The sequence below is a fragment of the Microcoleus sp. AT3-D2 genome (genome assembly GCF_036705715.1).
In the GTDB taxonomy this organism is placed as follows: domain Bacteria; phylum Cyanobacteriota; class Cyanobacteriia; order Cyanobacteriales; family Microcoleaceae; genus Microcoleus.
Window position 1 is genome coordinate 47,012 of sequence record NZ_JAUBVE010000005.1, and the last position, 12,682, is coordinate 59,693.

Annotated in this window: 10 protein-coding genes and 1 riboswitch; of the genes, 7 read left to right on the forward strand and 3 right to left on the reverse strand. The window is 46.3% G+C overall.

The annotated features are described in order from the left end of the window. The first annotated feature begins 527 nt into the window (after nt 1-527). Nucleotides 528-678, forward strand: a riboswitch (guanidine-I (ykkC/yxkD leader). Nucleotides 679-822: 144 nt separating this feature from the next. The 7 genes from QUB44_RS03705 to QUB44_RS03735 all read left to right on the forward strand — a co-directional run bounded on the left by QUB44_RS03705 (nt 823) and on the right by QUB44_RS03735 (nt 9,953). Then, complete coding sequence (locus tag QUB44_RS03705) at nt 823-1,890, forward strand: ABC transporter substrate-binding protein (protein ID WP_333363259.1); 1,068 nt, start codon at nt 823-825, stop codon at nt 1,888-1,890. 376 nt (nt 1,891-2,266) lie between these two features. Then, complete coding sequence (locus QUB44_RS03710) at nt 2,267-3,118, forward strand: ABC transporter permease (RefSeq protein WP_333363261.1); 852 nt, start codon at nt 2,267-2,269, stop codon at nt 3,116-3,118. A gap of 156 nt (nt 3,119-3,274) precedes the next feature. Beyond that, nucleotides 3,275-4,051, forward strand: coding sequence for an ABC transporter ATP-binding protein (locus tag QUB44_RS03715; protein ID WP_333363263.1), 777 nt, complete (start codon nt 3,275-3,277; stop codon nt 4,049-4,051). Nucleotides 4,052-4,346: 295 nt separating this feature from the next. After that, entirely contained in the window at nt 4,347-5,078 is a 732-nt protein-coding gene (locus tag QUB44_RS03720; RefSeq protein WP_333363266.1) for an urea amidolyase associated protein UAAP1, read from the forward strand. Nucleotides 5,079-5,155: 77 nt separating this feature from the next. Further along, on the forward strand, nt 5,156-5,797 hold the full coding sequence (locus tag QUB44_RS03725; RefSeq protein WP_333363268.1) for an urea amidolyase associated protein UAAP2: 642 nt from the start codon (nt 5,156-5,158) through the stop codon (nt 5,795-5,797). Between the two features lie 200 nt (nt 5,798-5,997). Continuing rightward, a complete protein-coding gene (gene uca, locus QUB44_RS03730) occupies nt 5,998-9,615 on the forward strand; it encodes an urea carboxylase (protein ID WP_333363270.1) in 3,618 nt (1,205 codons plus the stop codon). A gap of 224 nt (nt 9,616-9,839) precedes the next feature. After that, nucleotides 9,840-9,953, forward strand: coding sequence for a WG repeat-containing protein (locus tag QUB44_RS03735; protein ID WP_333363272.1), 114 nt, complete (start codon nt 9,840-9,842; stop codon nt 9,951-9,953). A 44-nt stretch (nt 9,954-9,997) separates the two neighbouring features. Here the strand turns inward: QUB44_RS03735 and QUB44_RS03740 are convergent, their stop codons facing one another. The 3 genes from QUB44_RS03740 to QUB44_RS03750 all read right to left on the reverse strand — a co-directional run bounded on the left by QUB44_RS03740 (nt 9,998) and on the right by QUB44_RS03750 (nt 12,675). Continuing rightward, nucleotides 9,998-10,786 (reverse strand): class II glutamine amidotransferase, encoded by a 789-nt coding sequence (locus QUB44_RS03740; RefSeq protein ID WP_333363274.1) that lies wholly within the window; start codon nt 10,784-10,786, stop codon nt 9,998-10,000. 293 nt (nt 10,787-11,079) lie between these two features. Continuing rightward, complete coding sequence (locus tag QUB44_RS03745) at nt 11,080-11,976, reverse strand: thermonuclease family protein (RefSeq protein WP_333363276.1); 897 nt, start codon at nt 11,974-11,976, stop codon at nt 11,080-11,082. A gap of 96 nt (nt 11,977-12,072) precedes the next feature. Then, a complete protein-coding gene (locus tag QUB44_RS03750; protein WP_333363278.1) occupies nt 12,073-12,675 on the reverse strand; it encodes an ACP phosphodiesterase in 603 nt (200 codons plus the stop codon). Nucleotides 12,676-12,682 lie beyond the last annotated feature (7 nt).

Below are 12,682 nucleotides of genomic sequence, written 5' to 3' on the forward strand. Positions count from 1 at the left end.
ACTTCATATCATTTCTGGTTATATGAGGATGATTTAACCGCAGAGAGCGCAGAGAACGCAGAGGGAGATCGGAGAGAGAGGAATAATTCCAATGCTAACGGATTTGACTTCACAGGCTGTGTTTGCCGATCGTTATTACAAATAGGATGTTAGTTTACCGCATTGGCGATCGTACTCGCATCCAGTTAACGGGCGATCGAAGTATTTCTCAAGAAATATTCAACTATGACCTTGCGGGTTTAGTCTTTGTGTGCAGGTAAACTTCGCGATTTCCAATTGCCCCGTCTCATCGCCCGGTTTAATCTTCCAAAAATTTTAATTAACTACTCCAAAAAAAACCATTTTTTGTAACATCTTACACATTTTCTCATTAAGTTTGCTGTTACCGTTTGAGACGTAGCAATCTAGTAAAATTCCACGCTACAGTATGCTTACCTTTCAAAAAGCTAAGTGCATTGCTGTTACCAACAGTCTCGAATAACTCCTTGGGTTGCAAACAGGGCTTATACAGACAAGAACCGAAAAAATTTAACAGCTTCTAGGGTTCCGATTTGAATTAATTTCTAACTCAGCTTAGAAAGTTCAAGTGCTGGTCCGAGAGAAGCAGACTGGTTCTCCCCAGATTGAATTTTAGGGAAACACTAGCCAGTTACACGGCGGGATAAAAGCCCGGGAGAAACGCGATCGGTCATCAAGACTCGGTTCGTTAGCTCTCGGGCTTTATCCTTGTATATCAAGGGGGTTTGTGGCAGCTAAGGAAGCCAAAGAAGGTGCAAAAGCTCGATCGACATATTCACCTCTAACCAGCAACCAGAATCTGCTATGGATATCCGATATTGCTCCCCAAAAATAACGCGATCGCCCTTATCCTACTGCGCCTTATTTTTTATCACCTTGTTTTTCGCTGTCGGCTGCGTCAACCCGGCAATTTATATCAAAACCACGACAGAAAGCGAAGCAGCTTCTTCAGTAAGTGCTGATGCAGTTAGCCTCGGATTCAGCGCGTGGCCCGGCTGGTTTCCTTGGCAAATTGCCAAAGAACAAAAGATATTTGAAGCCAACAATGTTGCTGTAGACTTAAAATGGTTTGACGGCTACTTAGAATCGATCAGCACCCTCACAGCAGGACAGATAAATGCTAACAGCCAAACCCTCGGCGATACCGTAAACTCTATATCCGGTGGTGCCGACCAAGTAATTGTTTTAGTCAACGACAACTCGACGGGAAATGACAAAGTGATTGTCGCCGAAGGCATCAATTCCGTTGCCGATTTGAAAGGTAAAAAAGTAGCCGCAGAGGAAGGTACAGTCGATCACTTTCTCTTATTGTTAGGGCTGAGAAAAGCAGGTTTATCAGTGCAAGATATTCAATTTGTACCGTTGGAAACTGGCAAAGCTGCGGCGGCTTTCGTCGGAGGAAAAGTCGATGCGGTGGCAGTATTTGCGCCGTTTACCACACAGGCATTAAAACGATCGAACAGCAAGGAACTGTTTAGTTCCAAAGATTTTCCGGGGGCGATTTCCGACCATTTGGTATTCACCCGAAAGTTTATCGGCGAACACCCCGATCGAGTACAAGCCCTGGTCAATTCATGGTTTGCAACATTAGAATACATGAAATCAAATCCAGACAAATCTTACCAAATTTTAGCAAACCGCGCCGGAGTCAGCGTAGAGGAATACAAAGAATATGAAAACGGCACAAAGATATTTACGATCGAGGAAAACTTGAAAGCCTTTCAACCGGGAAATGACATGACATCATTACAGTTTGCGGCTGCCGAAATGACTAAATTTCTCGTAGATGTAAATTTAGCAAAAACCCAACCAGATATTAGCACATTATTTGACGATCGCTTTATAAAAGCTTATGCCGAAGGTAGAAGCTAGAATGCAAAATTACAGCAGATTTCATGTTTATCGAGTACACCCCGATCGCCCTAGGGACTTAGGCAAAGCCCATTGGTGTCAACAACCAGCTCAAACCTAAGACCGGTCTGCTGTCTGACGATTAAGCCCAGATCCCCCCTAACCCCCCTTAATAAGGGGGGGATAAGAGTGTTCTCAAAGTCCCCCTTCTTAAGGGGGATTTAGGGGGATCTAGACTCGACGACAAGCGAGATTTCTGAAGGGTTTCCGTCTTAAGTTGACACGAAGAATGGCACGGCGCTGTGTCCTACCTCTGCTAATACCTGTCACAAATATTGGTTTTTAAAATTGCCAAAAATCACCGAAATTACTCGATAAACTATTCAGTAATTAAATCATGCCACCAAATCCCGATCCGCGATCGATCCAATCTCACCTCAAGCAAAAAAACCTAAATCCCACCGTTTTCTGGCGGATTGCGGAAGAGATACCACAACCCCTCAATATTGGGTTAACGGTAACATCGATCGCACTGCCGCTGCTGCTGTGGTGGCTAGTAACAACCTTCGCCAACGTAGACCCCAAATTTTTGCCTTCACCCGGCAAAGTTTTAGAGGCATTTGGTCGGCTGTGGAACACTCGCGAACTTTTGAAAGACACAGTAGCGAGTTTGTGGCGGGTGGGAGTGGGCTTTCTGTTCGCCTTGGTTTTTTCTATACCAATTGGCGTGCTGATGGGCAGTTTTCCCAGTATTCGCGCCTTGCTAGAACCCATGTTCGGCTTGATGCGATATATGCCCGCGCCAGCATTCATTCCCCTATTAATTCTCTACTTGGGAATCGGCGAAGAACCCAAAATTACCCTGATATTTATCGGTGTCTTTTTCTTCAATTCGCTGATGGTGATGGATACAGTCAAGTTTGTTCCAAAAGACTTGATCGAAGCTACTTATATGTTGGGCGGGAATCGCTGGGAAATCCTAACTCAAGTTATTTTTCCCCACGTTTTGCCGGGAATTCTTGATGCTAGCCGCATCAACCTAGCTGCGGCTTGGCAATTGGTAATCGTCTCGGAATTGATTGCTGCAACCGAAGGCTTAGGCCGCCGGATCAGCGTCGCCGGTCGATTTCTCCGAACCGATGAAATTTTTGTGGGGCTGATTGTCATTGGGGCGATCGGACTGACTTTTGACTTGCTTTTTCAATATCTGCTGCGGGTTTCTTGTAAATGGTCAAGTCAGAAACAGTAAGCAGATGTTGAAGGAAGAAGGAAGAAGGAAGAAGGAAGAAGGCAGTGGTGTAAAATAAAATTGAAACCCACGCTAGATATCGTTGTTAGTCCTAAAATTTACAGATTTTGGGAATGAAAAAATCCATTTTTTACTTACAATACAGAGGATAAACTCATGTTTCTACAAATCAACAATCTGCACAAAAACTTTGAAACGAAAAAGGGTAAATTAGTTGTCCTCAAGGACATCAATATGAGCATCAAGCAAGGCGAATTTATCTGCGCGGTAGGCGCATCCGGTTCAGGCAAATCTACTCTGTTGAGGCAGATTGCGGGATTGGACAAGCCGACAACAGGGGAAGTGAAAATTGATGGCAAAGAAGTTGTTTCGCCTGGGCCGGATCGAGGTATGGTATTTCAGCATTACACTCTTTTTCCTTGGATGAACGTGCAGGAAAATGCCGAGTTTGGCCTCAAACTTCAAGGCGTGTCCAAGAAGGAGCGGCGCGAACAAGCGAGCTATTATTTGAGTGTGGTAGGATTGACGCAGTTTGCTTCGTCGCTACCGAAGGAATTGTCGGGCGGGATGAAACAGCGGGTGGCGATCGCCCGCGCCCTCGCTTCTGAACCTAAAGTGTTATTAATGGATGAACCTTTCGGCGCATTGGATATCCACACTAAAGAATCGATGCACGAATTTATGCTCGATTTGTGGCGCCGCACTCAGATTACAATCTTTATGATTACCCACGATGTCGAAGAAGCGGTGTTTCTTTCCAATCGGATTTATGCTTTGGGCGCTCGTCCCGGTACAGTGAGAAAGGAAATGTCGATTAATTTGCCCGATCGCACTCCCAGCGTTAAACGCCACGCCAAATTCCACGATTACCGCGACGAACTCATGGATTTGATGCGGAAACACGGACAGGAAGCAGTTGCAATGGCTGCTTAAATAAAAATAGGTTTGTAGTTGCACTTTTTGCACCCACGCCAACAGTACAACGCCCAACCTAAGTAAGTGGAAACTTAACATCTTGCACCATTGTCAATTACCTATTTAGGAACGGGTTCTCCGGCCCGTTCCACAAAACTCAATTTTATTGTGGAACGGGCCGGAGAGCCCGTTCTTGAGAATGGTGCAAGATATCAGTGGAAATAAATATTACTTTGGGAGATGGCGGGTTTGGCCGCTACAAAATACTATTGTTTTGTTTCGCTGACCCCCCCAAATACATCAAGAGGAACTTATGGTGCAACTATCATCGATCGACCCAAACTCACAAATCGATTCAAGCCTCGTATTAATCGAAGAAACCGTACCGGGCGGCGCGTACTGGTCGGGAGTCATCAAGCGGGGAAACACCCTGCGAATCACCGATTTAGAAGGCTCTCGCGGCGTTTCCATGCTGTGCTACAACGCCGACAATGCGATCGAACGTTTCAACGCAGCAGACACCGCCAAAATTCAATTCAACGCCTTTCTCAAACAAGGCATGGCGATCTACACAGACATGGGACGCATCCTATTTTCCATCACCCAAGACACCTCCGGCTGTCACGATTTGTTAGGAGGATGCAGCAACGCCATTAGCAATGCCAAAAAATACGGCGAAGGAGACTGGAAAAACTCCCGCGACAACTTCCTCAAAGCCCTAAGTCGGTGGGGATTGGGCAAAAAAGATATCATGCCCAACCTCAACTTATTTACTCGCATTGCCGTCAAACCAGACGGCACGATGGAGTTTCGCGAAGGCTGCGAAAAACCGGGGAGTTTTATCGATTTGCGAGCCGAAATGAACGTATTGACCATTATCTCTAACTGCCCCCACATCCTGCATCCGGGTTCAAGTTACGATCCAAAACCCATCCAAATTCAGATTGTGAAAACCCCCGCACCCGCACCAGACGACTTGTGCCGCACCGCCAACCCGGAAGCCGTGCGCGGGTTCATCAACACTGATTCTTTGTTCGTGCAATAGACTCGATTACAGCACTCAATCTTGTCCGCACCAATCGGCGGTAAAAAATTCTGTAATTCCATCACAAAAAGTGAACCATGACTGCAACTACCCAACAAATTCTCGATCCAAAAACTGCAATTTATAACGAAGTTTTACCCGCCAGACATCCCTGGTCTCGTGTCATCAAAAAAGGACAGATTCTCCGCATTGTAGATTTAGGCGGAAATCAAGCAGTAGATTTTTTAGTTTACAATGCCGATGACCCTTCCGAACGCTACAGCGCCCCCGATACGATCGTCAATCAAGGCAACATCTTTGTCACTACAAACAGCCAACTCATTTCCAACGAAGGGCGAGCCATGATGACCATAATTGCTGACTCGTGCGGGCGGCACGATACCTCCGGCGGCGCCTGTAGCTGCGAGAGCAATTCGGTGCGGTTTGGGCTAGATAAAAAATACCAGCACGCCTGTGTTGAAAATTTCCTCGCCGCAATTCTTCCCTACGGTTTGGGCAAGCGAGATTTAGTCAGCAATATCAACTTCTTTATGAATGTTCCCGTTAGCGAAGACGGCACGCTAGAAATTGTTGACGGCATCTCCGATCCGGGAAGTACAGTTGATTTGCGAGCCGAAATGAACGCACTGGTTGCTATTTCTAACTGCCCGCAAATGAACAATCCTTGCAATGCTTACAATCCTACACCGATTCAGTTGATTGTTTGGGATTCCGTGTAATCTAATATGCCCGCCGCAAGCTATTAGAATCACCCGCGAGGAGGACGCTAGCACTATTGTTAGCGCCCTTCCCTATTGCCCCAAGAGACTTGCATGGCATTCCCAAGCTTTCCTCTCTAGAAATTATCTGCGTTTATCTGCGTTCATCTCCCTTACATCTGCGGTTGACTTATCAATCAAAGATTTATACAATTACCCAAATGTTTAACAAAGTTTTGATTGCCAATCGCGGTGAAATTGCCTGCCGAATTATCCGCACGCTCGATCGCCTCGGAATTGCTTCAGTAGCAGTATATTCTGAAGCCGACGCCCGCGCCAAGCACGTTTTCGCCGCCAGCGAAGCCGTTTGTATCGGTGCAGCCGCCGCAGCCGAGAGTTATTTGCGGTTCGATCGCATTCTCGAAGTTGCGCGCCAAACTAAAGCTCAAGCTATCCATCCGGGTTACGGCTTTTTGAGCGAAAATGCTGAATTTGCCGAAGCTTGTGCAAGCGAAAATATTGCATTTATCGGCCCGACTCCGAGTCAGTTGCGCTGCTTTGGATTGAAGCACACCGCGCGGGAAATAGCCGCTGCAAATCAAGTGCCGCTAACTCCCGGAAGCGACCTTTTAGCAAGTTTAGAGGATGCGGAAAAAGCGGCTGGGGCGATCGGCTATCCGGTGATGCTCAAAAGTACCGCAGGCGGCGGCGGCATCGGTTTGCAGGCTTGTTTTGGCGATCGAGATTTGGCAGAAGCATTTGAAAAAGTACAGCGTTTGAGTCAAAGCAATTTTAAACAAAGCGGCGTTTTTTTAGAGAAATACATTCAAACAGCCAGGCACATAGAAGTCCAAATCTTTGGAGATGGCAAAGGAAATGTCATAGCCTTGGGCGAACGAGATTGTTCGGTGCAGCGGCGCAATCAAAAAGTAATTGAAGAAACCCCCGCCCCTGCTATTAGCGACGAACAGCGAAATCAGTTGTACAGTGCAGCCGTGCGGTTGGGAAAAGCCGTAAATTACCAGTCAGCGGGTACTGTTGAATTTGTCTTTGATGTCGATGCGAAACAGTTTTATTTTTTGGAAGTCAACACGCGCTTGCAAGTTGAACACGGCGTTACTGAAGCTGTCAACAATATCGACCTCGTTGAGTGGATGGTAAAACAGGCTTCTGGAGATTTGTTTCCCCTGGAAGAGTACCGCTATCAACCGCAGGGACACTCAATTGAGGTGCGAATTTATGCCGAAGATGCCGGCAAGAATTTTCAGCCGAGTTCCGGGTTGCTGAATCAAGTTACGTTTCCCGAAAACGTCCGCTGCGACAGTTGGATAGAAACCGGCACGGAGGTTACTCCTTTTTACGATCCGCTGCTAGCCAAAGTAATCGTTTGCGGGGATAATCGAACCCAGGCGATCGCTCAACTCAAAGCTGCTTTAGATGCCAGTGAAATAGCGGGAATTGAAACTAATTTAGATTACCTCCGCCAGATTTTAGACGATTCCCGATTCAACCGGGGCGAACAGAGCACGCGCTTTTTAAACTCTTTTGAATACGCACCTTTAACGATCGATGTATTGGATGGGGGAACCTACAGCAGCATTCAGGATTATCCGGGGCGGATTGGCTATTGGGATGTTGGCGTGCCGCCTTCTGGGCCGATGGATCATCTGGCATTTCGATCGGCAAATCGTGTGGTAGGAAATCCCGAATCGACAGCAGGATTGGAATTCACAGCGACAGGCCCAACTCTGCGCTTTAATGCCGATACAGTTATTAGTTTGACTGGTGCAACTATGAAGGGAACGCTAAACGGCGAATCGGTGCCGTTTTGGACGGCAATTCCCGTAAAAGCTGGCAGCATTCTTAAGTTAAAAGGCATTGAAAGCGGCGGCTACCGCACTTATTTAGCAGTAAAGCACGGCTTTAATGTCCCCGATTATTTGGGCAGCAAATCAACTTTTGTACTGGGCAAATTTGGCGGACACGCGGGCCGCACGCTGCGTCCGGGAGATGTGCTTAAACTGCTTCAAACTGCAACTCTGGAAGCGGAAATATCTTTGCCTCCGGAACTAATTCCCACCTACAGCAATAATTGGGAAATCGGCGTTTTGTACGGGCCTCACGGCGCGCCGGATTTCTTTACTGAGTCAGACATCGAAATGTTTTTCTCCACAGAATGGCAGGTGCATTACAACTCGACGCGGACGGGCATTCGGCTGATCGGCCCGAAGCCCACCTGGGCGCGTCAAGACGGCGGGGAAGCGGGTTTGCACCCGTCTAACATTCACGATAATGCTTACGCGATCGGCACGATCGATTTTACGGGCGATATGCCTGTAATTCTCGGTCTTGACGGCCCGAGTTTGGGAGGTTTTGTGTGTCCTGCTACTATTGTGCAGTCGGAATTGTGGAAAATCGGGCAACTAAAACCGGGGGACAGCATTCGCTTTCACTGTTTGAGTTTTGCTGAAGCTTTGCAGCGGGAATTAGCACAAAATCTGCAAATTGCTACTTTTAGTTTGCCTGTTTTTGGGGAAAATGCGGAGGGATTGCCCGCAGTTTCCGCTTCTCCAATTTTGCACGAAATTCCCGAATCTCCGGGACAGGTTGCTGTTACTTACCGTCAAGCTGGGGATAAATATATTCTAGTTGAATACGGCCCGTTGGTGCTGGATTTAAATTTGCGTTTTCGGGCGCACGCATTGATGGAACAGTTGAAAGCAAATCCGTTGCCTGGTGTTATCGAATTAGTGCCGGGAATGCGATCGCTCCAAATTCACTTTGAGGGCCGCCAGATTTCGCAACAGCAGCTAATGCAGGCGCTGATTGCAGCGGAGGCCGAACTTCCGGCGATCGAGGATTTGGAAGTGCCGGCGCGAATTGTGCACTTGCCTTTATCTTGGGAAGATGAATCGACGCTGTTGGCGATTGAAAAATATATGCAGTCTGTGCGATCGGATGCACCGTGGTGTCCCAGCAATATTGAGTTTATTCGCCGCATAAACGGGCTTGACAGCATCGAACAAGTCAGAGAAATTGTATTTAATGCTAGCTATTTAGTGATGGGTTTGGGAGACGTTTATTTAGGCGCGCCCGTCGCAACTCCCCTCGATCCGCGCCACCGTTTGGTTACTACTAAATACAATCCCGCCCGCACTTGGACTCCTGAAAATGCAGTGGGCATTGGCGGCGCGTATTTGTGCGTTTACGGCATGGAAGGGCCCGGAGGTTATCAATTTGTCGGCCGCACGGTACAAATGTGGAATCGGTTCAAACAAACGGCGGATTTCCAGTCTGGTAAACCTTGGCTTTTGCGCTTTTTTGACCAAATCCGATTTTATCCGGTTTCCCATGAGGAATTGCACCGCTGTCGGGAAGCATTTATCGAAGGTAAGTTTAAATTAAAGGTTGAGGAAATCACTTTTAATTTGAGAGAATACAATGAGTTTTTGCATTCTATTGCTAACAGTGCGGCTGAATTTAAAGCGCAGCAGCAGGCCGCATTTAATGCAGAGCGCGATCGCTGGGCCGCATCCGGGGAATTTGACGCTGAAGCTATCGCAGAAGCCTCGGCGGATGTGGCTTCTGAAACGGCGGCGGAGGTTGTTTTGCCGATCGGTTGTGAGGCAGTTGTCGCTCACGTTTCGGCCAATGTTTGGCAGGTGCTGGTTAATGTTGGAGATACGGTTGCAGAGGGCGATCGGCTGTTAATTTTGGAAGCGATGAAAATGGAAATTGCTATTACTGCTGATGTTGCCGGCACTGTTGCCGAGTTGTTTTGTGAAAAGGGGCAAACGGTGACAGCAGGACAAATTTTAGCGGCTGTTCAACCGAATTAATCCCTCTGTTGTCACTTCGGGAACCGTAGAAGCCGTTGGATAATTGGGGGATGATTTTGATTGTTTTGTGGCATGGGATATCGTAGCCAGTCAGGTATATTTTCACTGAAGGCGGGACACCCCACAAGCATCATCATCAAATTGTGCAACCCCGGCTCAATTAATGAAGGTTTAGCAGCAGTTAGGGCTTCAAAAGGGTGCGGATACATCAATCAAACAGGCTAGTGGGCGATCGCCCCCAAGTTTCCGCTGTCGGCAGTTTTTCAGAAGGCTTAGCCGCTGTCAAGCGCGATGGCAAATATGGCTTCATCAATCAAGCTGGAAAGCTGGTTATTTAGCAGGTTCGATGCTCTGTTTAGGCTTTAAATTTGTTTAAATCTCGTTAACTTAACTCCAGCAGCCCAGAATTGACGGGCAAACCATCCTGAAATACCAGCAATTCTCCCGGCTGAATTTGCGTCCAAACTTCGTTATCTGTCAGCGGAAAAGTCGCAATAACAGCCACGCGATCGTCCTCCTTGGTCAATTCCCGGAAATCGACTGTTACATCTTCGTCGATCGAGTGAGCGCTAGCAAAAGGTGCTTGTCGCACAATATAATGCAGATTAGTAGAACAGTGGGTGAACAAGTGTTCTCCATCGGAAAGTAAATAATTAAAAATTCCGTGTTCTGCCAAACTTTTAGTAATTTCCTCCAAAACCGGGTAAATTTCCGCTACAGCAGGCTTACTTTGAGGAAAAGTGGAGCGCAGCTTTTCTAATATCAAACAGAATGCTTTTTCGCTGTCAGTTTTACCAACCGGTTTGTAAACTCCGGCACATTCTGGAGAAAAATTTTCGAGATTTCCGTTGTGAGCAAACACCCAATAACGTCCCCAAAGTTCCCGAATAAAAGGGTGGCAGTTTTCCAGAGCAATTTCGCCTTGGGTAGCTTTGCGGATGTGAGCAATGACGTTAGTTGAATGAATCGGATAGCGACGCACTACTTCAGCAACCGGAGAAGCAATCGCAGGTTTTGAGTCTATAAAAAGGCGACATCCTAAACCTTCAAAGAAAGCAATTCCCCAACCGTCTTGATGAACGTCTGTTCTGCCACCTCTTGCAGAAAAACCCTCAAAAGAAAAGCAAATATCTGTTGGAACATTGCAGTTCATTCCCAGTAATTGGCACATAGCTTTTAAATCTCTGGAGTTTGAATGGATGTCGCAGCTATTGGCAGCTACAGACTTGCGATTATACTATTATAGTATGAATTGATTTAGCCTTATAAAAAAAACACAATAATTTTGGATTTTCAACCATAATGCTACTTAAATTTTAAAAAATGCGTGAAGCCAAGCTATCCCGAACGCGCGTGCGAGCCCGTTGCGGTAGGGAATCGCCCAAAATTCAATCGCGTTCCCCGCAGAACAGTCTTCATCGTTCCCTTTGTGCTGCAATTTTTTTAATTAAATTCATGTAAGATTCAATTTTCTGGGGGAAAATCTGAAAGTTGTTTGATATCCTTCAAAACTATTTGAGGCTTCCCTTTGTACTGTTCTACCTTCCCACTGACATACACATATCCCCGTCCCAGACCTGCATAACGCTTCTCGATTAGCCGCTTCAATGGAGCTCTTTCATCAGTTTCAGCATCCGGTATCCACAAATCTAATTTATGATAAACTGAGCCAGCATAAATCAGAGCGCTGCCGCCGATCCATTTAGTAATTCCCGCCTGCAAATCGCAGAAAATAGTAATAGATTTAGCTTTCTCAGAAGCAGCTAATATTTTCGGGTAGTGCAACCTCAAAGAAAGCGCTCCTGCCGTTGCTTCCGACAACCGAAACTCTTCAACAATCGAGCCTCGCATCGACCACCAAGGCAGTAAATTAGCATAGTTGCGAGAAGGAATTTTGGCATTAATAATCGGATTCCAAATCATCAGATTGTAAGCTTTTGCTGCCGATTCTGCTTCAGTCATTTGGCGGTGATACAATCTGGAGCGCCCGTATTTGACAAAGTAGGGACTCCAGCCTTCTTCAATCAGTTTAAGATTGTAATTTTCTCCATTTTTATGTACGTAACAGAGGAGACGCCCGTAGTTGTCGCGGTGTTTTTGTAGAGCCACTTCAACCGCATCGTCTGTATCAAATTCTATATCAATTTGAGCAAGTCCGCCATCTGCTGTGGCGAAGTATTTTTTAGCCATTTCCGTACCTGCTTTCCCCGCCGCAGTTACAGGTTTGGAGCCTCCCGGATGACTTTCTTCTGTATCGACGCAAATCAGCCGCAGAGACTCGGTTTTGCCGTTGAGAGAAATTTTGATGCTGTCGCCATCAACTACTTTAGTTATTTGCAGGTTCGGAATTCTGGTTGCCATATTTTCAACCCTGTTGCATTTGAGATTTCATGCAGATATCGGTTGAATTATACACGAGTTCGTTATCAATAGCAACTGTAATTTTTGTTGTTTGTATTAATATTTGTCAACGGTGGCGTATTTTATCAAGTCGGGGAAAAAATCGCGAAAATCTGATTCTAATCGCTGATAGTTAGCTGTCAAATCTTCTATGCCGCTTGCCAAATTATTTGTCCGCTTGATTCGGGCAGACATTCTTGTAAGAGTGATGCCAATTTCGGCAATTTCCTGATAAGATGAAAGCAAGTCGCGGGCAATTATTGTTGGCAGCACCCGCTGGAGAGATTCAGGCAATATATCGCGGTTGTCTTGCAGGACTTTATAGACATGGCGAGAAAAATCGGGAAGCGGAATTTCTGAATATTCCAGCCAATTTTTAGCCAAGAAGTGGTCGTAAAACACGTCAATCAAAACTCCAGCAAACCTGCGTCTATCGGCGCAAACAAGGCTTTTACTCGATCGCACTATGGCGTGAGAGTCCGTGTAGCTATCTACTTTGCGGTGCAAATCGATGCCCTTTCTAATTTCCTCGGGATAAAGGTTGACGGCCGTTCCTTTCACAAAATCTCCTAAGAGGTTGCCAATCAGGGATTCTGGCGTGCCTTCTGATAAGAATAGATGAGCCAAATAATTCATTGCTACAGTAAAAATATCTAACATAGCATAA

Excerpts from the sequence above, each read along its gene's own strand:
- QUB44_RS03705 (WP_333363259.1), top strand. The coding sequence starts at position 823 with ATGGATATCCGATATTGCTCCCCAAAAATAACGCGATCGCCCTTATCC.
- QUB44_RS03710 (WP_333363261.1), top strand. The coding sequence starts at position 2,267 with ATGCCACCAAATCCCGATCCGCGATCGATCCAATCTCACCTCAAGCAA.
- QUB44_RS03715 (WP_333363263.1), top strand. The coding sequence starts at position 3,275 with ATGTTTCTACAAATCAACAATCTGCACAAAAACTTTGAAACGAAAAAG.
- QUB44_RS03720 (WP_333363266.1), top strand. The coding sequence starts at position 4,347 with ATGGTGCAACTATCATCGATCGACCCAAACTCACAAATCGATTCAAGC.
- QUB44_RS03725 (WP_333363268.1), top strand. The coding sequence starts at position 5,156 with ATGACTGCAACTACCCAACAAATTCTCGATCCAAAAACTGCAATTTAT.
- uca (WP_333363270.1), top strand. The coding sequence starts at position 5,998 with ATGTTTAACAAAGTTTTGATTGCCAATCGCGGTGAAATTGCCTGCCGA.
- QUB44_RS03740 (WP_333363274.1), bottom strand. The coding sequence starts at position 10,786 with ATGTGCCAATTACTGGGAATGAACTGCAATGTTCCAACAGATATTTGC.
- QUB44_RS03745 (WP_333363276.1), bottom strand. The coding sequence starts at position 11,976 with ATGGCAACCAGAATTCCGAACCTGCAAATAACTAAAGTAGTTGATGGC.
- QUB44_RS03750 (WP_333363278.1), bottom strand. The coding sequence starts at position 12,675 with ATGTTAGATATTTTTACTGTAGCAATGAATTATTTGGCTCATCTATTC.